The organism is Lacunisphaera limnophila (assembly GCF_001746835.1).
Lineage (GTDB): Bacteria > Verrucomicrobiota > Verrucomicrobiia > Opitutales > Opitutaceae > Lacunisphaera > Lacunisphaera limnophila.
In genome coordinates this window covers 4,167,192-4,188,096 of record NZ_CP016094.1, presented here as the reverse complement: position 1 = coordinate 4,188,096, position 20,905 = coordinate 4,167,192, and the positions used below count along the sequence as shown (strand labels likewise).

Sequence of the window (20,905 nt, the reverse complement as noted above, 5' to 3'; positions counted from 1 at the left end):
GCGGGGTTCGGCGACCCCGCCCTACAGAATCGCGCCTACCGCGCCTTGCCGGTGAGCGGGGGCTGCTGCGTGTTGCCGAAGCCGACGTTCATCTCGCGTTCGACCGTGAGTTCGTCGCCGGTGAATTTCAGGTGGAAGGTGGCGATGAAGGGCGAACGGTACTGCGCCATCTGGACGGTGTAGGTGTCGTCGGCGGTCCAGGCGCCGGAGACGGCGACGGGCTGCGTGCTGCCGGGCGTGAGCGGGAAGGCGCCGCGCACCCAGCGGCCGTGACCGGACACGACGGTCTCATCCTGACCGAAGATCCGGGCCCGGAGGGTGACGTCGCCGTTGGCGCCGACCTCCATGCTCGCCGTCTCAAGGCCGTTGTTATCCTGGCCGAAAGTATATTTCCGGCCGGAGACCGTGGCGGCCATCGGGCTGGTGGCCGCGCCGGCGGTCACGGGCAGCACCAGGCTGGCGAGTCGGGTGCGCAGGGCGGCGAGGGCCGCGGGGTTTTCCGGCAGCGGGCCGGCGCGGAGTTCGGGGAGCAGCTTCGCCCAGAGCATCTTCATGATGCCGCCCATGTCGCGCGTGCCGCTGTTGATCGCGATGACGGTGTCGTGCTCGGGGATGACGATGACGTACTGGCCGAACGCGCCGTCGGCGCGGTAGAAGCCGGGGATGCAGCGCCAGAACTGGAAGCCGTAGCCTTGGTCCCAGTCGCTCTCGGGGTTGCTGCCGTTGGAGACCTGGCGCGCGGTGGCCTGATCAACCCACGCGGCGGGCACGAGGCGGCGGCCGTTCCATTCGCCGCGCTGGAGGAGGAGTTGGCCGAACTTGGCGATGTCCTCGGTGCGGAGGTGCAGGCCGGAGCCGCCGAAGTTGTAGCCCTGCGGGGTCAGATCCCATTCCGGGGTGGCGATGCCGAGCGGGGCGAAGAGGCGGGGGATGAGGTAGTCGCGGAGCGTCTCGCCGGTGACCTTTTGCAGGGTGGCGGAGAGCATGAAGGTGGCCGGCGTGTTGTAATAGAAAAGCGTGCCGGGTTTCTGCTTCACGGGCGCGGCGAGGAACTGGCGGGTGCCGGAGCCGTCGGGGGCCATGACGTTGATTGCGTCGACGTCCTCCTTGTGCTGGCCGGTGGACATCATGAGGAGGTCGCGCAGACGCAGGTTTTTCTGGTTCTCGGACGCGGCGGCCGGCATCTCGTCGGGGAAGAAGGTCGCCAGCTTGTCGTGGATGTTGATCCGGCCCTCGGCCTGGAGCAACCCGATGGCGGTCGAGGTGAAGCTCTTGCTCAGGGAGAAGAGCATGTGGGGTTCGTCGGCGGCATAGGGGGCCCACCAGCCCTCGGCGACGACGTGGCCGCCGCGCAGGATCATGAGGCCGTGCAGGCCGTAGGCGCGGGCCTCGGCCTCGTCGACCAGGGCCTGAATACCGGTGGAGGAGATGCCTTGGGATTCGGGAGTGGCCCGGGGCAGGGCGGTGGAGGGCGCGGGGGTGTCGGCGGCGGACAGCGGGGCAGACAACAGCAAGGCGGCGGCAAGCCAGCCCGCGCGGGGGAGGGAGGGGGTTTTCATGCGGGGTAGGCTGGCAGGGTTATCGGCCCAAAAGCGGGAAGGCAAACTGCGGTTGAGGGCCGGGACGTCGGGTTTGCGCTCACGTTGGACCGCGGTCTTGGCCGGCCGCTTGGTGGGCGTTGAGCTTGCTCAGGCCACGAATGCCTTTGGGGAATCGTGGCGCCAGCGAGCTGGCCGCCCTCAGGGCATCGGTCTGCGCGCGGCCCGGGAAGACGAATGGGTCCGGACTTACCTCGGGCCAACTATCCCGCTCACGCGGTCTCCACCGACTCCGACTGGCCGCGGAGCATGGCTTCCTCGTGGTCGAGCAGGTGCTGGAGGGGGCGGTGGGTTTCGTCGGTGATCAGGTTGCGGCGCCACAGGTCGTCCAACGCGGCGCGCTCCGCGGCCAGGGCGCCGAGACGGTGGTGGCGCGTCGAGGCGCGGCGGATGCGGGCGCTGTCGCGGGTTTCGCCGTAGGCCGTGAGCTCGGCGAGGCGGTGCTCGTACTCGCTGATGATCTCGCCCAGGGCGGCTGCTTCCTCCGGGGCGGTTGTCACCAGGGGCACCGCGCGCAGGGCCTTGAGTCCGGCGTCAACCGCCGCGATGCGGGCCCGGCGCTCCTCCTTCATCTGGGTGTCGTCAGGCCGCACGCCCAGGCGGCAGATCAACGCCTCGAGGGTGGTGCCTTGGAGGAGCAACGTGACGACGATCACGCCGGCGGCGAGGAAGATGACGAGGTCGCGTCCGGGAAACGGCGAACCATCAGCCATGACCGCGGGGATGGAGAGGGCGGCGGCGAGGGTGATGGTGCCGCGCATCCCGGCCCAGCCGGCCACGGCGAACCAGGTCCACGGCGGCCGGGATTCGTTGCGCAGAGTGTGCCGGAAGAGCAGGAAAGGCACGTAGCCGCCGGGGCAGATCCACAGCAGGCGCGTGAGCATCGCGGTGCCGGACACGGCGGCGGTGAACAGGGCCAGCTGGCCGGGGGTGTGGGAGGCGCTGATGGCGGCCAACACGGAGGGCAGTTGCAGCCCGAGCAGGACGAATGCGAGGCCGTTGAGCCAGAACAGCACCACGCTCCACACATTCCACGTGGTCTGCCGCGTCTGGGCATCCATCCGCAGCGGATCGCGCCAGCCGGCGTAGAGGCCGGCGGCCACGACGGCCAGGATGCTGGACAGGCCGAGGGCCTCCGCGGCGAGGTAGGCGGCGTAGGGCGTCAGCAGCGAGATGGTGGTCTCGAGCATGGCATCGGCTCCGTGCACCCGCTGGAGCAGGTCCCGGAGCCGGCCCACGGTCCAGCTGATGGCGAAGCCGACAGCGAGGCCACCGGCGGCGAGCAGCACGAAGTCCAGCGCCGCTGCCTGGAGGGAGAACGAACCCAGCGCGACGGCCCCGAGGGCGAACTTGAAGGCGACGAGGCCGGTGGCGTCGTTCATCAGGCTCTCGCCGTTGAGCACGGCGGTGAGGCGGGGCGGGACCTTGAGGCGGTGCGTGATGGCGGCGACGGCGACGGCATCGGTGGGCGAAACCACCGCGCCGAGGGCGAAGGCCATGGCGAGCGGCAGGCCCGGCACCAGCCAGTGGGCCACGAGCCCAACGCTCAGGGTGGTGAGCACGACCAGGCCGGTGGCCAGGGTGAAGATGGGGCGCTTCGCGGACCAGAAGTCCCGCAGCGACATGAGCCAGCCGTCGGAGAAGAGCAGGGGCGGCACGAAGCAGAGGAAGAAGAAGCCCGGATCCAGGTCGATCCGCGGGAAGGCCGGCCAGAGGGCCGCGAGGCTGGCGCCGGCGACATAGGTGATGGGCAGCGGCCAGGGGAGGCGGCGGCCCAGCACGCTGAGCAGAGCCAGCAGGAGCAGCAGGATCAGCGCGTGTTCGAAACCGGTCACGGCGGGAAGCTGGCGGGGTTTCCGGCCGAGGGAAAGCGCGGAGTGGGGGGCGGGTGGCACTCTCTCTGCCAGCCTTCGCCAAGGCTACGGCTAGGCCCGTCCAGGCGGCATAGCCCCGGCGCAGCACTTGGAACGGTCGGGTGGATTGCCGCAGCGACCTCCCGGCCTTACACGGATACCGCCACGCGGGGAATCCGTTTGCGGTTCCGGGGTGTATTCCTACGGTGCGGCCATGAGTGATTTTGCCCCCGCCGCCGAAGTAGCTTCCGTCCGCGATGCCCTGGCCCGGCTTAAGGCCAACATGCGCGTCACCATCAAGGGCAAGGACGACGTGATCGACCAGGCCCTGGTCTGCCTGCTGGCCGGCGGGCACCTGCTGATCGAGGATCTGCCGGGAGTCGGCAAGACCACGCTGGCGTACTCGTTGGCGCGGTCGATGGACTGCGCGTTCTCGCGCATCCAGTTCACCAGCGACCTGCTGCCGACCGACGTCACGGGCGTATCCATCTACGACGAGAACCTCAAGGAGTTCGTGTTCAAGTCGGGGCCGGTCTTCGCCAACGTGGTGCTGGCCGACGAGATCAACCGGGCCACGCCCAAGACGCAATCGGCGCTGCTGGAGGTCATGGACCGCAGCAAGGTGACGGTGGATGGCGAGGCCCATGCGGTGGGCACGCCCTTCATGGTCGTGGCGACGCAGAATCCGGTCGATTACGAAGGCACCTTCCCGCTGCCGGAGAGCCAGATGGACCGCTTCCTCATGCGGCTGCAGATGGGTTACCCCCGGCCGGGCGACGAGCTGGAGATCCTGCGCACGCCCAAACTCGGCTATGATGCCATCGCGCTCAACCCCGTCGTGACCCGGTCCGATGTCCTCAAGATGCAGGCGCTGGCCGGCAAGGTCTTCGTGGAGGACAGCGTGCTCGACTACATCCTCAAGATCATCACCGCCACGCGCACGGAGGTCGAGTTCAAGGCCGGCGTGAGCGTGCGTGGTGGCCTCGCTCTGCGCATCGCGGCGCAGGCGCGCGCGCTGCTGCTGGGCCGGGACTTTGTGATCCCGGAGGATATCCAGGAGGCGGCCGGCCCGGTGCTGGCGCACCGCCTCTCGCTCGCGCGCCAGACCTCGGATGCGATGGAGGAGCGGCGCACCGTGCTGGCGGCGCTGCGGCGGATCATCGCGGCCGTGCCGGTGCCGGAGTGACAATCGTTCTCGTGCTCCAAGACGTAATCTCAACCCTTCGACGGCAGCAGGAAGCCCGAGATCGAGAGTGATTACGAGAACGAGAACGAGGTGAAACGCATTCCAGCGGCATGAACACTGTCTCCACGACCACCCCGAGCCTCGACTGGCATGGTCCCGGCGCGCGGGCCTCCGAGCGGCGTTCGCTGACCTGGCACTCGCTGCTCTGGACGCTGGTCTTTCCCAAGAAGCGGCATCGCATCGCGCTGACCGTGCCCGGGCTGTTTCTGATGGCGCTGGCGATGGGCATCGGCAGCGCGGCCTACAACACGGCGAGCAACATCCTCTTCATCACGCTCTCGCTGCTGCTCGCCTGCCTGCTGTTGAGCGGCCTGCTCTCGTGGTTCAATTTCATGGACCTGAGCTGGCGCCTGCGGCCGCAGGGCGCCTGGCGCGCCGGCCATGAGACGCTGGTGACGGTCGAGGTGCGCAACGGCAAGCGCTGGTTGCCGACCTACAGCCTGTGGTTTGAGCTGGCGACCCAGCCCCGCCGGATTCCCGAGCCCGAGGTCCCCGCCGGCCGGGAACTGAAGATGCGCGAGATTCTGGCGGCGGCGGAGAAACACATCACCCGGGGCCGCCTCGACCTGCGCGAGCGGATCGAGCCGGGTGGCACCGTGACCCTGGAGTGGGGCGTGAAGCCGCTGCGCCGCGGCGAGGCGCGCGTCGAGCTGACGTCCGTCGGTTCGCTGTTCCCCTTCGGTTTCCTGCGCAAGAACCTCGGCACGGAGGCGCTCCAGCCGGTGCTGGTGTGGCCGGCGCAGATCGAATATACGTGGAACGGCGGGAAGGCCGCACATTCGGGGGCCGCGGGCCAGCGCACCAGCCGGGCCGGCGCGGGGGACGACCTGCTCGCGCTCCGGCGCTACCAGCAGGGTGACTCCCACCGGCTCATCCACTGGAAGGCCAGCGCCCGCCTCGGCCGGCTGATGATCCGTCAGTTCGCCGCCGAAAGCCATGATGGCTACGTGCTGTGCGTGGATCCCGCCGCCGACCTCTGGCCGCGGCCCGAGCAATTCGAGCTGCTGTGCAGCCTGGCCGGCACGCTCGCCGAGGATCTCTTTGCCACCGGGCGGCTGCGCGCCGTCAGCCTCCAGGGCGGGGCCTGGCGCGAGATCCGCCGGCTGCGCGATGTCGAGGCCTGGCTGGATGAGCTGGCGCGACTGGAGCCGGTGGCCGTGGGCGCGCGGGCAACCTCGACCGCCGCCCGCACCGAGGTCGGCGCGGCTCCACTGAAGACCAACCAAAACGTCATCACCTTCGCGCCGGAGGGGGCGCGAGGGGTGGCGGCCCATGTCAATGGCCACAAAACCGCGTCAGCTTAATCACGACGAGCTCCTGCGGCTGAAGTGGCTGCTCGGCGGCATCACCGCGCTGGTGTCGTTGTGGACGGTGTTTTTCCTGGATATCGAGGCGCTGGGCTTGGTGGCCGTGGCAAGCCTGGTGATCGGACTCACGGTCATCCGCCCGCAACTGGTCACCCGCGTCCCGCCGCTGGTGGGGAAGCTGGCCGTGCCCGTGATCATCGCGGTGGCGGCCGCCGACTTCTATTTCAGCCCGGATACGCTGCCGGTGCTGATCCGGCTGGCCATGATGCTCGTGCTGTTCCGGGCCACCTCCGTCCGGCGCAAGCGCGAGGACCTGCAGCTGCTGGTGCTCGGTCTCTTCCTGATCGTGGTGGCCGGGGTGCTGACCGTGACGATCGAGTTTGCCTTCATGCTGCTGCTCTTCACGGCGTGTGCGCTGGGATTTCTGTTTGTGGTCAATCTGGTCGACGCGGCGGGCCCGGGGGCGGGGCGGACGGCGGAAGCGGAGACGGCTTGGGCGCGGATCGGCTGGCGGATGTTCCTCGGCCGGCTGCGGGCGGCGGCCGACTGGCGGCTGCTGACCTTCGGCAGCGTGCTGTTCATCGCCGTGGTCGGCATGTCGGGGTTGTTGTTCATGATCATTCCCCGCTTCGAGGTGGCCAGCGGTTTCTTTTTGGATCGCTACATCACGCGGCAGAGCCGCTCGGGGTTCACCGACACGGTGAAGTTTGGCGACGTCACGGAGCTGATCCAGGACGAGAGCGTGGCGATGCGGGTGGACCTCACCGATGCGAGTGGCATCCGGGGCAACCCCTATTGGCGGCTGGTGGTGCTGGATGAGTACACGCCGGAGGGCTTCCGGGTCTCCGCCGGGTACAAAGCGGAGATGCTGCGGGGCCAGCGGGTGTTGCAGCAGGTGCGCGGGCGTTCGCTGGGCCGGCGGGTGGACGAAGTGGGCGGGGACTGGACCTTTTATGTCGAGCCCGGCGTGAGCCGCTATCTGCCGCTGCCGGGGAGTTTCTCCCTGCTGCGGCTCCGCGATCCCGTCCCGCTGCAGATTCACTTTGGCAGCCGGGTGGTGGCGCTGCGCACGGAGTCGATGAAGATGACCGCCTTCCAGCTGGAGGGCGTGGAACTCGGACCGTTGCTGGTGGATGCCCGGTTTCCGCAGCTGCTGGCCGACGCGCGCGCAGTGACGGCTCCCGCCGAGGCGGGCCGGCGGTATGATCCCACCCTGATGCTGCAGGGCCCCGCCGGCCCGGCGAACGAGGCCGTGCTCCGCCGGATTCTGCAGGAAATCACCGGCGGCGAGACGCTGGGGGCGGAGGCGTTCGCCGAGCGGGCCAGCGCCTGGCTGCAGGCCCGCCACGCGTACGCGTTATCGGTCCGGATCCCCCCGGGGGCCGGCCGGGATGACATCGTGCGCTGGCTCGATTCCAACGAACCGGGATTCTGTGAATATTTTGCCGCGGGGTTCACGGTGCTCGCGCGGGCGGCGGGCTACCCCGCGCGGGTGGTCGCGGGTTTTCACGGGGGTTCGCTCAACGCCTTTGAAAACTACTTCATGGTGCGAAACTCCGACGCCCACGCCTGGGCGGAGATTCACGACGGGCAAAACGCCTGGCACCGGGTGGATCCGACGCCCGGCAACGCCGCGGCGGAGCGGGCGGCCGAAGCCAGCGCGGACCAGACGCAGGACAGCAGCTGGGCGGCGCGCATGGACAGCCTGCGCGTGCTCTGGTACCGCCGGATCGTCAACTTCGACTCGCGGCAGCAGGTGCAGATGATCGAACAAGTGCGGAACCTGACCAGCGGCTCGGGCGCGGCGATGCGGGCCTGGCTGGAGGGGCAGGCGAAGCGGTTGAAGGCGTGGATCGCCCGTCCGTGGGACCTGAAACGCGTCGGTCGGATGGCGGCGCTGGTCGCGCTGCTGGCGGTCGCTGGATGGATGGTGGGTCGGGTCGGCCGGGCGGGCTGGCGGCGCTGGCGCGGCCGCGACCGGGCGGCGGCGATGGACCCCGTGCGGCAGAAGGCCGGACGCTGGCTGGGGCGGATGGCGCCGCTTGGCGGACGGAATGCGGAATGCCTGGCGGTGCGCGAAGAACTGCGGCGGCTGCGCTATGGACGGCGCGAGACCTGGCCGGAGCCGCGCGGGGTGTTCCAGCGGGCAAAAGCGGCACGGCGGGCGGCGCGGCGGTGACGGCCGGGCGCCGGCTCAGGGCTGGCCGGGGGGCGGCGTGAGCAGAACTTGGGTAAGGTGACGTTCGAAGGCGGCTTGGTCGCGCCAGCGGAGGGCGACGCGGGCTTGCAAGGGGCCGGCGGGATCACGGACGGTCATCCCGTCCGAGGTGATCTGGTAGCGGACCGGCTCGATCTCGACGAAGTTCTCTGACTGCGCGAGGTGCACGGCTACGCAGTCGAAGAGCACCGAGGAGCGGACGGCGAAAAAATCACATTTCATCCAAGGCACGCGCGGCGCCCAGATGCAGTAATTCTCGATCACGGCGCGCAGGAGGGGATCGCTGGTCGCGCTCCAGACGGCATGGTAGTTTTTGTCCCGGAGGGTGACGAGTCCGCAGGTATCGAGCGGCGTCAGCAGGATGTCCTGCCACGGGGCGGCGAGCACGACGCGGAGCAGGTCGGTGTGGAAGCGGACGTTGGTCTCGGGGACGGGGACCGGGCTCCCGTCGTAGCCCACGTCGAAGCTCCCGAACATGCCCACGAAGCGGCAGCGGGCGGCGAGGCGGGGTTCGCGCTGGAGGGCGGCCCCCAGGCTGGGGGCCGGGCCGATGGCGATGACGGTGACGGGCTGCGGGGAATTCATCACCAGAGCGATGAACGCGCCAATGCCGTCCGCGTGTACCGGGCCGGGGTAGGCGTCGAGGTCGTAATCACGGACCCACGGGCCTTGGACGCGGTACTCCTCACTCGTGACGCCGAAGTCCGTGCCGAGAGCCACGGCGACATCCGTGCGCCCGGCGGCTTCGAGAAGCTTGGCGGTGACGGCGCCCCGGTAGCGCGCCTCACCGGTTTCAGTCAGGACCATTTTCAGGTCGAGCCCGGGCGTGCGGAGCAGTTGCGCCAACGCCCAGGTGTCATCGACATCACCGCCGATATCGGTGGCGAGGACCACCGGGACGGGGCCGGAGGTGGCGCGGGCCGCGAGGCAACATCCCAGCAGGAAGAGGGCGGGGAAGATCAGGCGACGCGGCATGGGATGGGGTGGTTAATAACCGGAAGGAGCGGCGGTGGCGGCAGGGCCCGGCGAAAGGCCCGGCGGGATCGGGCCGGGGATGCCGCGGCGGACGGCTTCGCGGAGGATGGTCTCGGTGGCGGTGGCGCCGATGCGGGTGACGCCGAGGGCGCGGACTTTCAGGAGGTCGTCGAGCGTGCGCACGCCGCCCGCGGCCTTGATCTGCACGGCGGGGTCGCTGTGCTGGCGCATGAGGCGGAGGTGGGGCTCGGTGGCGCCGAGGTAGTTGTAGTCGCCGTTGGGCTGCTTCACGAAGCCGTAGCCGGTGGAGGTCTTCACGAAGGCGATGCCGAGCGCCGTGCAGATTTCGCACAGGCGAATGATGGCCGCCTCGGGCAGGTAGTCGTTTTCGAAGATCACCTTGAGCAAGGCGCCGCGGGCGGTGACGGCGTCGTTCACGAGCTTCAGTTCCGCGGTGACCCAGGCCCAGTCGCCGCCGAGGACCTTGCCGGCGTTGGCGACGATGTCGATCTCGGTGGCGCCCTCGGCGATCGCGCGCTCCGCCTCGGCAACGATTAGCTCCGGGTGGCTGTTGCCGTGGGGAAAGCCGGCGACGGCGCAAACGCCCACGCCGGAGCCGGCGAGCACAGCGGTGGCCAGGGGGACGGCGTAGGGTTTCACGCAGGCGGTGGCGCACGCGCAGTCGCGGGCCACCTGCAGACCGGCCCGCAGCTGGGCGTCGGTCATAGTGGGGTGGAGCAGCGAATGATCGATCATCTTCGCCAAGCTGAGGACCGTCGGGGCGGAAGCCTGCATCGGGGTGGGGTTATTGAAGGTTGATGTTCACCGGGGTCGCGACGGGGCGGTCGCGTTTTTCCTGCCAGGAGCGGAGGATCGCCGCGGCGACCGGGCCGGCATAGACACCGCCGCCGAAGTTGTTGTCGTCGACGGCGCCCTCGAGCATGACGGCGACGGCGACCTGCGGGTTGTCCACGGGGGCAAAGGCGACGACCCAGGCCATGTCCTTGCGGCCGAGCTGGGCGGTGCCGGTCTTGGCGGCGCCGCGCAGGCCGTCGACGCGGGCGAGTTTGCCGCTGCCGATCTGGTAGCACTGTTCCATGCCCTCGAGGACGGCGTTGTAGTCGGAAGGCGACAGGCCGATCGGGGTGGAACGCTGGCGCGGGCGCTTGGGGTCGTGGAGGATGGTGGGGCGGGTCTCGGTCTCGCCGCGGGCGAAGGAGGCGACCATGCAGGCGGCCTGGAGGGGGGTGATGAGGGTGTCGCCCTGGCCGATGGCGATGTTGGCGGTGTCGCCTGCGCGCCAGATGCCGTCGGGGAGGTTGGCGGATTTCCAGTTGGCCGCGCGCCAGGCGGGATCGGCCACGTGGGGGGATTTGAACTCGTAGGGGAGTTCGATGCCGGTGGCGTGGTTGAAGCCGAAGCGTTTGGCCTCGGCGGCGATGAGGTTGGGCCCGACCTCGAGACCGTTCTTGTAGAAGTAGACGTTGCAGGAATCGCGGATCGCGCCGCGCAGGTCGCGTTCGCCGTGGCCGTTGCGGTTGTGGCAGGGGAAGCGGCGGTTACCGACCTGGTAGAAACCGGGGCACATCACGCGCTCCGCCGGGTCGATGGCGCCGGCGCGAAGGCCGGCGAGGGCGGTGATGATCTTGAAGGTGGAGCCGGGAGGATACTGGCCCTGGATGGCGCGGTTGAGCCAGCCGCCGGATTCCTCGATGGCCTTGGCCTCGTCCTGGGAGAGGCGGGGCACGAACTGGTTGAGGTCGTAGTCCGGCTTGGAGACGAGGGCGAGGACCTCGCCGGTGCGGATATCGAGGGCGACGGCGGCGCCGGTGCGGTCCTTGCCCTCGCCGTCCTTCATGGCGGCCTCGGCGGCCTGCTGCAGCTCGATGTCGATGCTGGTGGTGATGTTTTTGCCCTGGACCGGCATGCGTTTCTCGACGGGCAGGTCGACCTTGTAGCCGGCGGGATCGACGCGATAGATGGCGCCGCCGGTCTCGCCCTCGAGGAGGGTGTCGAAGATCTTTTCCAGGCCGGTGCGGCCGACGGAGCCCTTCATCTTGAAGGTGAGCAGGTCTTCGCCGGGGAAGTCCTCGACCTCGGGGTCGTTGTTGACGCCGACGTAGCCGAGGGTGTGGGCGGCGGCGGAGCCGTAGGGATAGTGGCGGGTGCTGGACGTGTAGACCTGGAGAGGGGAGGTGACGGGCAGGCGCTCGATAAGGCGGGCGTACTCCTCGGGGGCGAGGTCGTCGAGCAGCACGTAGGGGAGGAGGAGCGACTGGTTGATGTGCCGGTTGAGCTCGGGGGAGCGGACCTGCTCGTTGCGCCGCAGGATGAGGTTGATCTGGTCGAGGTAGCGCTGGGCGACGCTGGTGCGGGCGATGCGGGCGAGCTGGTCGGAATTGGGCCGCTCGGTGGCGGCCAGCGCGGCGTAGTTGCGGGCGACGATCTTGTATTCGGCGCGGAACTCGGGGCGGAGCTCGGCGAGGTCGAGCACGACGGAGAAGCGCGGGCGGTTGCCGACGAGCAGCCGGCCCTCGCGGTCATAGAGGTTGCCGCGCGGGCCGGGGGAGACGACGCGGCGGAGGTTCTGCAGGCGCTCGCGCTCGCTATAGACGCCTGGCTTGAAGAGCTGGTGGAAGGCCAGGCCGCCGATGAGGATGGCCACGATCGCGATGACCGCGCCGTAGAAGACCAGCAGGCGCGGGTTGCGGTGGGTGCGGCGCTGGATGAGGCGGCTCATGGGCTAAATTGCAAAAGTCCAAAGGTCCAAAGGCCAAACATTATGCTGGTCGCAGGAACCGAAAGGGAACGGGAGAAACCGCAACCCTGTTGTTTGGCGTTTGGAAGTTTGGCGTTGGGAGTTTGCCCGCCTCAGCGGGTGACCGGTCGGCCGGTCTCGGGGTGGATGGCGGCGAGCTCCATGGCGCGGTCCTGCAGGGCGAGGAACCAGGGGGCGATGACGAGCAGGGCGAGCTGGGAGAAGAGGAGATCAGCGAAGATGCGGAGCCAGGCAGCGGCGGGGCGCGGACCGGCGCCCACGAGGAGGAAGGAGAGGGCGATGACGAGAAAGAGGTTGGCGAGCAGGGCGACCACGAGGCCGAAGATGGCGCCCTCGCGCGGGAAGCGGTGGCGGCCGTAGAGCACGACCGCGTGCACCAGGGAGAAGAGGAAGAGGCTGGTCCCGAAGGGGACGGGCGTCAGCGCATCGGCCATCAGGCCGGTGAGCAGGGTGGCGATGAGGCCGGAGCGCGGGTCGAGGCGGAGGGCGGCGTAGGTGACGAGCAGACCGCCGACATAGACGTGCACGGCGAGGCCGGCGATGGCGTGGTTGAGGAGGCCGGCGAGCCAGAGGAGCAGCAGGTTGGCGAGGGTGACGATGAGCCAGCGGGGATCGGAGCGGCGCATGGGGTCATTCCTCCGGGTCGAGCGGGATGAGGACGGTGACCTCGGTGAGGGTGCCGAGGCGCTGGTCGAGCTGGACCTCACCATTCTTAAAGAGGCCGTCGGCGCTCGGCTCGAGGCGGGTAATCTCGCCGATGATCAGGCCAGGCGGGAAGACGCCGAGGCCGGAGGTGACGAGACGCTTGGCGGTGTTGGGCGTGGCGTAGACGTCGAGCGGGACAAAATCCACGGTGCCGCGCGGGGCGCTGAAGGTGCTGTTGAGGCCGCCCTGGTAGCTGACCGGACGGGTGTCGCCCGCGACGGTGGCGGCGAGGCGCAGGGTGGGGCTGGTGACGAGGTCGACGACCGCGGTGTAGCGGTGCACCTCGGTGACGCGGCCGACGACGCCGCCGGCGAAGACGACGGGGGCGCCGAGGGGGATGCCGTGGTTGGAGCCCTTGCGGATGACCATCCGCTGCCACCAGCCGGAGAAGTCGCGGCGAGCTACGCGGGCCGGCTCGAGGCGGAAGGCGGGGAGGGCGGGGAGGTTGAGGAGATTCTCGAGGCGGAGGATCTCGGCCTGGAGCTGGGCGTTCTGCTGCGTGGCGTACTCGTATTGCGCGACGAGGCCGGCGAGCTGGCGGCCGGCCTTGAGGAGCTCATCCTTGGAGGTCGCGCGGTTGGACCAGAACGTCTGCAAGTCGCGGACGAAGGAGTCGGCGACGATCAGCGGGGCCTGGATCTCGAAGAAGCTGGCACGGGTGAAGAGCTTGGCGCCGAGGGGGAGGAGGATCCACGCCAACAGGATCACGCCGAGCGTGATGAAGGGGCGGGCTTGGTCGAAGCGGCGGGGAAGCACGGCGAAGAACGCGGCAAGAACCGCTCAGATCTGGCCGGGGCGCGCGGTCAGGAATTTGTACTCCTCGATCCGGGCGTCCCAGTGGTGACCGGCGAAAAACCAGACGGCCAACGGGGTGGACGTGATTGCGCCCAAGATGATCCAAATTGGCGGCGGCGAGCCGAACCCAAGCGCGTTCTGCAGCAGGACCGTCAGCATGGCGCCGCCGAATGCGCGGGCCGCGTGATGGATTTGGTAGGTGCGCCGACCCCGGCCGTGCCAGCGTTCCCAGTGCGCCATTTCCTTCGCGGTCATACCTCACTCAGAGGTCCGCGGCGATCCGGCGGTAGTCCTCGATGTTGTTGATAAAGACGCCGGTGCCGTTGGCGACGGCGGAGAGGGGGTCGTCGGAGACGGTGACGGCCAGGCCGGTCTTCTCGGAGAGGAGCTTGTCGATGCCGCGGATGAGGGAGCCGCCGCCGGCCATCACGAAGCCGCGGTCGACGAGGTCGGCGGAGAGTTCAGGCGGGCAGCGCTCGAGGGTGATGCGGACGGCCTCGACGATGGCGCCGATGGTGTCGCCCATGGCCTCGCGGATTTCCTGGGAAGTGATGTGGATGGTCTTGGGCAGACCGGCGACGGAGTCGCGGCCCTTGACCTCCATGGCCAGCTCGGTGTCGAGCGGGTAGGCGGAGCCGATGGTCATCTTGATCTCTTCCGACGTGCGCTCACCGATGAGCAGGTTGTAGGCCCGCTTCATGTAGTTGATGATGGCGAGGTCGATCTCGTCGCCGGCGACGCGGATGGATTTCGAGAAGACGATGCCGTTGAGGGAAATGATGGCGATCTCGGTGGTGCCGCCGCCGATGTCGACGATCATGTTGGCGGCGGGCTCATCGACCGGCAGGCCGACGCCGAGGGCGGCGGCGAAGGGCTCGGGGATGGTGTGAACCTCGCGGGCGCCGGCGTGGGTGGCGGATTCCATCACGGCGCGCTTCTCGACCTCGGTGATACCGGAGGGGATGGCGATGCAGACGCTGGGCTGGGGAAAGGTTTTACCGCCGTTGGCCTTGCGGATGAAGTAGCGCAGCATGGCCTCGGTGATGTCGAAGTCGGCGATGACGCCGTCCTTCATCGGGCGGATGGCGGTGATACTGCCGGGCGTGCGGCCGAGCATGACCTTGGCCTCGTCACCCACGGCGCGGACGCGGCGGGAGTTGGTGTAGACAGCCACCACGCTGGGTTCGCGGAGCACGATGCCCTTGTCCTTCACGTAGACCAAGGTGTTGGCGGTGCCCAAATCGATCCCGATGTCGTTGGAGAAAAGTCCCAGGAATTGGTTGAACATGTGGCGGTGACGGGGTTTCCAAATCAAAGCGGCGTCCGCGACGAATTGTCAAAAGCAAACTCGTTGGGGCAGTGATATTTCGGCGAGCCGCGCCGGGCCGGCGGCGGCTAGCGCAGGCCTTTGCGTTCCTCGGCGACTTCGGCGGGGACGACGGCGCCGGCTTGGTTGCCGAAACTGGCGCGGATGTAGGTCAGGACGGCGGCGAGATCGGCGTCGGGCAGGTGCCGGAAGGCGGGCATCTCCTGTTCATAGAATGCGCCGTTGACCTCGATACGGCCGTTGAGGCCGGCGAGGACGACTTGGATGAGGCGGTTTTTGTCGCCGGTGACCCAGGCGATCTGGGCGAGGGGTGGGATGAGGCCGGGGGCTCCTTGGCCGGTGGGACCGTGGCAGCTGAGACAGTGGAGGGTGTAGAGATCCTGGCCGGCCTTGAGGGCCTCGGTCGTGGCGGGTAGGGCCCAGTTCTCGCTCAGGAGCTTGAGCGGTTCAAGGTCCTCGGACCAGACGGGGGTTTGGGGCGGTGGGGCGGAGGGGGTGGGGTGCAGGCGTAGGATACGGTCGGGGCCGGCGGGCAGGGCGTCATACATCCAAGGTTGGAAGCGGGGATGCCAGTCGGTGTTGCTGGTCAGCAGGTAAATGTCGCCGGCGGGGGACACGCACACGTCACGGAGGCGGCCGAGGCGTTGTTGGAGGTAGATGTGTTCGCCGGTGATGGCCTCGCCCGCGGCATCGAGGGCGAGGACGCGAAGGGCGCGGCCCTTGAGGTTGGCGACCAGGAGGGTGTGGCGCAGCTCAGGGATCGCGGGGTGGTCGTAGTAGGCGAGGCCGGCGGCGGCGATGGTTGGGGTCCAGGCGCGGAGGGGTTCGGTGAACGATCGGCCGCGCGCGGCTTCGATCTCGGCGGGTTGGTCGATGAAGCCCTCGATCACGGGCCAGCCGTAGTTGTGGCCGGCGACCAAAAGGTTGACCTCGTCGTCGTTGTTGGGCCCGTGCTCGGTGGCATAGAGGCGGCCGTCGCGGCCGAAGGCGAGACCTTGGGAGTTGCGATGGCCGAGGGTCCAGACGGGGCTGCCGGGAAACGGGTTGTCGGCGGGGATGGTCCCATCGGGGTTGAAGCGCAGGACCTTGCCGCTGAGGGCGGCGGGGTCGAGGCTGGCTTGCGTGTGACCCGCGTCGCCGGTGGTGAGGTAGAGTTTTTCGTCGGGGCCGAAGAGCAGGCGGGATCCGTTGTGGTAGGCCCGGCCGGGCAAGTCATTGACGAGGGTTTCCGGATCGCCCAGGCGCGACCCGTCCCAGCGGCAACGCACGACGCGGGAGCGGACGACCTCGTCCAAGCCGCGGGCCGGCAGTTGGTAGACGTAGTGCAGGTAGACGTACGGCGCGGTGGCGAACTGCGGGTGAAAGGCGAGGCTTTGGAGGCCGTGGGATTTGCGGTGGAAGACGCCGGCCAGGCGGAGCACTTCCTGCCGTTCACCGGACGCCGGGTCGATGCGCCAAACGGAGCCGTCGAGTTGGGTGCACCAGAGGTGGTTGTCCGGGCCCCAGGCGAGATCGATGGGAGAGTCGAAGCCGGTGGCAACCTGGTCAACGGCGAGGGTGGTGGCTGTGAGCTGGAGGTGGGACAGGGGGGCGGGTGGGGGCGTGGCGAAGGCGGGGGCAGCGGCGCCCAGCAGCAGGCACAGGGGAACCAGCCGGGGGTGAAGGCGTGGAGGCGGCATCGGGCTACGAACGTGTGAATGGGGCCGTGGGCCGCAAGCCGAACCACGGCGAGGTCGCCGTGGTTCCATCCGATAGGGAGCTTACTTCCCGGCGACGGGGAAGGGGGCGTAGGTCTGGCTCGGCTGCTGCTCGTCGATGAGCTCGTCGAGCGTCTTCGGGCCAAAGGCGGCGGGGATGGCCGCGTTGAGCTTGTCGTGGTAGAAAGCGAGCACCGGGTCGACGTGATCGAGTAGCCCGCCGCTGGGCGCCTCGCCGTAGTTCTCGAAGCGCTGGCGGAAGTCCGTGAGGGTGATGCGGCCCAGCGGGCGGGCGGGCTGGTAGCGGTTGTCGTTGGCGTCGGCGCCCTCGGCGGGCGGGAGCTCGTCGATGAGCTGGAGATCGACGAGGCGGTTGAGCGACTCGTTGAGGATCTGGGACGGGACGCGGATGAGCTGGGCGAGCTCGGTGACGGAGTAGGCGGGCGCGCAGACCTTGAAGCGGCGGGCGATGAGCAGGAGCACGACCAGCGACATGCTCTCGCGGGTGGCGTGGTTGAGGCTGTGCCAGGCGGTCTGGCTGCTGCGGTAGCGCACGTTTTGCACGGCGTAGGTGATCTGGCCGCCGACGAGGACGAAGAACCAGAATACGTAGAGGCCCGCCATGAGGATCGGGAAGATGCCGACGGAGCCGTAGAGGCTCTTGGTGCGGAGCACGCCCTTGAAGTAGAGGAAGGCGACGTAGTTGTTGAGGAAGAGCAGGCCGGTGACGAGGAGCGCGCCGAGGAGCGCGGCGGTCCAGCGCACGCGGGTGTTGGGCACCATCCGGTAGAAGAAGGTGAGGAGGATGAGCAGCAGGCCGAAGGAGGAGGAGGGCAGGAGCCAGTTGACCATGCCGAGCAGGTGTTCGCCGAAGGGGAGCCAGCCGGTCAGGTTGCGGAAGACGTTGAGGAACGCGCTGGCCGAGAGCAGCGTGATGGAGGTGAAGAACAGCAGCGCGCCGAGGGTGACGGTGGTCCAGTAATAGATGATGCGGGTGAGCCAGCTGCGGCCGCGGCGCACGCCCCAGATGTCATTGAAGGTGTTCTCGATGCTGGTGAACAGCTGCAGGACGATGAGCAGCAGCATGAAGACACCGATGAGCCCGGCGGTGCCGGAGCGGCTGCTGGTGACGAACTGGCTGATCAGCTTGACGAGTTCCGGATCGGAGGGGGGCACGACCTGGCCGTCGGCGCCGACGGTGATGGGGGCGAGCACGGCGGTGCCGTCGGCTGCCGGGCGGTCATATTGCGCGACCTGCGGCGCGATGAAGCCGATGATGCGGTTCACGCTTTGCGCCATGATGGCGGGGTCGCGGTTGCCCAGCGCGAAGCCGGAGATGAGCACCGCGATGGCCACCAGCGGACCGAGCCCGAGGAGGGAACTGTAGCTGAGGGCGGCGGCGCGACTGGCGACCTTCAGCTCATGCAGCCCGGAGATCGTGATGGAGACGACCCGGAGGAAGGCGTAGCCGCGGTTGCGGAGGGTGCGCTCGCGGTTGTAGCTGGCGGACCAGATCTCCTGCTCCCACAGGCGGCGCAGGCGGGCGAGCAGCGGGGTGAGCGGCATGGACGGGGCGCTCCGCCGGGATCAGACGTACGCCATCGTCGCCAGCATCGCCATGCCGCCGAGTCCGAGCAGCGCCGCGACGGCGAGCGGGATATAGCTCAGGAAGATGGTACTGAAATAGAGTCCGATGGCGCCGGCGGCGACCGCGATCGTCGGCGTGAGCTGACCCTGGGTCAGAAACAGGAAACCAAGGAAACCGAGCCCGAACACGGCGCGGAAGCGGACGAACGGATAAATCTGGATCACGCCGAGGAGCAGCAGGACGCCGATGACGAGGTCCACGAGCCCGAGCACGACGCCGGGGGTCTGCATGATCTTGACCGGGTCCATGGCGGTGAGGCCGTCGATGCCGGGGAGCACGAGGGCGATGGCGCTGGCGATGGAAATGAGGGCGGCGGAGCGGGTGCCCCACTGCGCGGCGAGCATCATGATGTCGCCCTTGTCCTTCTTGCCCTTGGTCTCCTCGGTCTTGCCCTCGGCGGCATCGAGGAACTGCTGCACGGTGATGGGCGGGGCGCTGTCGGTCTTCTCCTCGTTGACCGCCTTGAACTCCATGGACTTGAAGCCGAGGCGTTTCTTCTCGGGCCAGAGGGCCGCCTTCATGGCCTCGTTGCTGGAGATCAGCAGCCACTGTTCGCTGGTGGCGTCGTAGTAATAGGTTTCCGCCGTGACCTGGCCGGCTTCCACGAGCGAGACCAGCTGTTCGAGGGAGAACGGGCCGCGCGCATCGGTGTCGTTGATGCCGCGGACGTAGTATTCGGGGCCGGTGTTTTGCGGGGAGCCTCCAGACATGGTGGGGCCATGTTGCGGGGCGAGCGCGAGCCCGCAAGAGCGAAGTGGGTCAGGGAAAGGCGGGTCGGGCCGGCTTACGGAAATTTACCACGGCGGGGCCGCCGTGGCTCCACTCGGTATATCGAGCGCGGGCGACCTCGCCCGCGAAACGATTACATCCGCTCCAACGTCCGCAGACCGAGCAGGCGGAGGCCGGTCTCGAGCGTGAGGAGGGTGCGGTGGCAGAGCAGGAGACGGCGCGCGCGGACGGAGGGATCGTCGACGATGACCTTGTCGGCCGCGTAGAAGGCGCTGTAGGCGCCGGCCAGCTCGAAGAGGTAAAGGCAGAGGAAGTGCGGGCGCAGCTGCGTGCCGGCGACCTGGATGGCGTCGGCGAACTGCACGAGCTTGCGGGCGAGGGTGAGTTCCTGCGCGCTCTCGGGGGCGGAGGCGCCGGTCGTGGGCGGCGCGGCGGGGTCGAGGTCGGCCTTGCGGAAGATGGAGCGGACGCGCGTAACGGCGTAGAGCAGGTAGGGTGCGGTATTGCCGTCGAGGGCGAGCATCTTGTCCCAGGCGAACACGTAGTTGCTGCTGCGGTTCTGGGCGAGGTCGGCGTACTGCACGGAGCCGACGCCGACGGCGCGGGCGATCTCGCGGCGCTCGGCCTCGGGGAGGTCGGGGCTCTTGGCGGAGACGAGGGCGTAGGCGCGCTCCTCGGCCTCGTCGAGCAGGGCCTTGAGCTTGATCACGCCGCCGTCGCGGGTCTTGAGCGCCTTGCCGTCCTCGCCGGTGACGGCGCCGAAGGTGACGTGGTGGAGCTCGGGCACGCGGTACCCCTTGGCGGCGAACCATTTTTTCGCGGTGAGGAAAAGCTGCTCGAAGTGATCGCCCTGGCGGAAGTCGGTGACGACGACAATGCCATCGGCCGCGAAGTGCTCGACGCGGTAGAGGGCGGTCGCGAGGTCGGTGGAGGCGTAGTTGCTGGCGCCATCGGCCTTGCGGATGAGGAAGGGCTGCTTGGCGTAACGCGGGTGCTCGGGATGGAAGACCACGAGGGCGCCCTCGCTGACCTCGGCGAGGCCGGTCTCGGCGAGTTCGCGGTAGATGCGCTCGACCTTGTCGTTGTAGAAGGATTCGCCGAGGTTGTGGTCGAAGACGATGCCGAGGCGGTCGTAGATCTGCTGGAAGGCGGCGAGGCTGACGTCGGAGAATTTTTTCCAGAGCGCGACATTTTGCGGGTCGCCGGACTGGAGCTTCACGAGCTCGCGGCGGGCCTCCTCGAGCTCAGGCGAGTCGTCGGGGGTGGCGGCGTGGCCGAGCTTGTAGACGCGTTCGAGTTCCTCGATGGGTTCGGACAGCAGGGCGGCTTCGTCGACCCAGCGCTTGTAGCCGTAGATGAGTTTGCCGAACTGCGTGCCCCAGTCGCCGAGGTGGTTGTCGCGGATGACCTTGGCGCCGGTGAAGGCGAGGAGGCGGCAGATGGCCTCGCCGATGACGGCGGAGCGGAGGTGCCCGACGTGCATCTGTTTGGCGGTGTTGGGGGAGGAGTAATCGACGACCCAGGTCTGGCCGGCATGGGCGGCGGAGGCGCCGGCGCGGAGCTGGTCCTCGGACGCATGGGTCTGGAGCCAGGCGAGGAGGGCGGCGGGCTTGAGGCGGAAGTTGATGAAACCCGGGCCGGCGAGGGTGATGTCAAAGGACGCCTGCAGGGCCCCGAGTTGATCCACGACCTGCTGGGCGAGGGCGCGGGGGTTCAGTTTTTCCCGTTTGGCGAAGGCGAGGGCACCGTTGGCCTGGAAGTCGCCGTGGGCCGGGTCGGCCACCCGGACCTCCGGATCGAAGCCGCGGCCGGCCAGACCGGCCTGATCGGCGGCGGCGCGGAGGCTCGTGCTGAGGTGAGCGGCGACGTTGAAAGGAAGCGACATCCATCGATTGAGGAATTGCGCTTGGCTTTGAGCAAGAAGCATTTTCGCGGGTGGAGAACCGCCGCCAGCCGGGCCGCCGCGGGGGTTGGGCGCGACGAGCCCGGTGCGGCATACCGGGATTTAAGGCTCGACAAAATCAACAA

16 protein-coding genes are annotated in these 20,905 nt (G+C 68.6%); 3 read left to right on the top strand and 13 right to left on the bottom strand.

Features of this window, described 5'->3' with window-relative positions; genetic code table 11:
- Positions 1–35: 35 nt before the first annotated feature.
- Positions 36–1,559 (bottom strand): serine hydrolase domain-containing protein, encoded by a 1,524-nt coding sequence (locus tag Verru16B_RS17640; protein WP_069963513.1) that lies wholly within the window; start codon positions 1,557–1,559, stop codon positions 36–38.
- A gap of 251 nt (positions 1,560–1,810) precedes the next feature.
- A complete protein-coding gene (locus Verru16B_RS17635; protein ID WP_069963512.1) occupies positions 1,811–3,433 on the bottom strand; it encodes a Na+/H+ antiporter in 1,623 nt (540 codons plus the stop codon).
- Positions 3,434–3,665: 232 nt separating this feature from the next.
- Between Verru16B_RS17635 and Verru16B_RS17630 the strand changes: the two genes are divergently transcribed.
- The 3 genes from Verru16B_RS17630 to Verru16B_RS17620 all read left to right on the top strand — a co-directional run bounded on the left by Verru16B_RS17630 (position 3,666) and on the right by Verru16B_RS17620 (position 8,183).
- Positions 3,666–4,637 (top strand): AAA family ATPase, encoded by a 972-nt coding sequence (locus tag Verru16B_RS17630; RefSeq protein ID WP_069963814.1) that lies wholly within the window; start codon positions 3,666–3,668, stop codon positions 4,635–4,637.
- 110 nt (positions 4,638–4,747) lie between these two features.
- On the top strand, positions 4,748–6,001 hold the full coding sequence (locus tag Verru16B_RS17625; RefSeq protein WP_069963511.1) for a DUF58 domain-containing protein: 1,254 nt from the start codon (positions 4,748–4,750) through the stop codon (positions 5,999–6,001).
- Positions 5,976–8,183 (top strand): transglutaminase TgpA family protein, encoded by a 2,208-nt coding sequence (locus tag Verru16B_RS17620; RefSeq protein ID WP_069963510.1) that lies wholly within the window; start codon positions 5,976–5,978, stop codon positions 8,181–8,183. The genes Verru16B_RS17625 and Verru16B_RS17620 overlap by 26 nt, the downstream gene beginning before the upstream one ends.
- A gap of 15 nt (positions 8,184–8,198) precedes the next feature.
- On the opposite strand, the gene Verru16B_RS17615 is transcribed toward Verru16B_RS17620, so the two are convergent.
- From Verru16B_RS17615 to argS, 11 genes are all read right to left on the bottom strand, one after another.
- Positions 8,199–9,197 (bottom strand): nucleoside hydrolase, encoded by a 999-nt coding sequence (locus Verru16B_RS17615; protein WP_069963509.1) that lies wholly within the window; start codon positions 9,195–9,197, stop codon positions 8,199–8,201.
- A gap of 12 nt (positions 9,198–9,209) precedes the next feature.
- Positions 9,210–9,992, bottom strand: a complete 783-nt coding sequence (gene deoC / locus Verru16B_RS17610) for a deoxyribose-phosphate aldolase (protein ID WP_069963508.1) — start codon at positions 9,990–9,992, stop codon at positions 9,210–9,212.
- A gap of 10 nt (positions 9,993–10,002) precedes the next feature.
- Entirely contained in the window at positions 10,003–11,937 is a 1,935-nt protein-coding gene (locus tag Verru16B_RS17605) for a peptidoglycan D,D-transpeptidase FtsI family protein (RefSeq protein ID WP_069963507.1), read from the bottom strand.
- Between the two features lie 131 nt (positions 11,938–12,068).
- The gene (locus Verru16B_RS17600; protein WP_069963506.1) at positions 12,069–12,602 is read right to left on the bottom strand and encodes a hypothetical protein; all 534 of its coding nucleotides are present in this window, start codon (positions 12,600–12,602) and stop codon (positions 12,069–12,071) included.
- A 4-nt stretch (positions 12,603–12,606) separates the two neighbouring features.
- Positions 12,607–13,437, bottom strand: a complete 831-nt coding sequence (gene mreC, locus Verru16B_RS17595) for a rod shape-determining protein MreC (RefSeq protein ID WP_083270466.1) — start codon at positions 13,435–13,437, stop codon at positions 12,607–12,609.
- A gap of 24 nt (positions 13,438–13,461) precedes the next feature.
- Positions 13,462–13,731 (bottom strand): hypothetical protein, encoded by a 270-nt coding sequence (locus tag Verru16B_RS17590; protein WP_069963505.1) that lies wholly within the window; start codon positions 13,729–13,731, stop codon positions 13,462–13,464.
- A 7-nt stretch (positions 13,732–13,738) separates the two neighbouring features.
- Positions 13,739–14,764, bottom strand: coding sequence for a rod shape-determining protein (locus tag Verru16B_RS17585; RefSeq protein ID WP_069963504.1), 1,026 nt, complete (start codon positions 14,762–14,764; stop codon positions 13,739–13,741).
- A gap of 107 nt (positions 14,765–14,871) precedes the next feature.
- Positions 14,872–16,482 (bottom strand): PQQ-dependent sugar dehydrogenase, encoded by a 1,611-nt coding sequence (locus Verru16B_RS17580; RefSeq protein WP_069963503.1) that lies wholly within the window; start codon positions 16,480–16,482, stop codon positions 14,872–14,874.
- 81 nt (positions 16,483–16,563) lie between these two features.
- A complete protein-coding gene (locus Verru16B_RS17575) occupies positions 16,564–18,066 on the bottom strand; it encodes a YihY/virulence factor BrkB family protein (RefSeq protein ID WP_069963502.1) in 1,503 nt (500 codons plus the stop codon).
- Between the two features lie 21 nt (positions 18,067–18,087).
- Positions 18,088–18,858: a GYF domain-containing protein gene (locus tag Verru16B_RS17570; RefSeq protein WP_069963501.1), complete on the bottom strand. Its 771-nt coding sequence runs from the start codon at positions 18,856–18,858 to the stop codon at positions 18,088–18,090.
- 152 nt (positions 18,859–19,010) lie between these two features.
- Positions 19,011–20,762, bottom strand: coding sequence for an arginine--tRNA ligase (argS, locus tag Verru16B_RS17565; protein WP_069963500.1), 1,752 nt, complete (start codon positions 20,760–20,762; stop codon positions 19,011–19,013).
- Between the last annotated feature and the right edge of the window lie 143 nt (positions 20,763–20,905).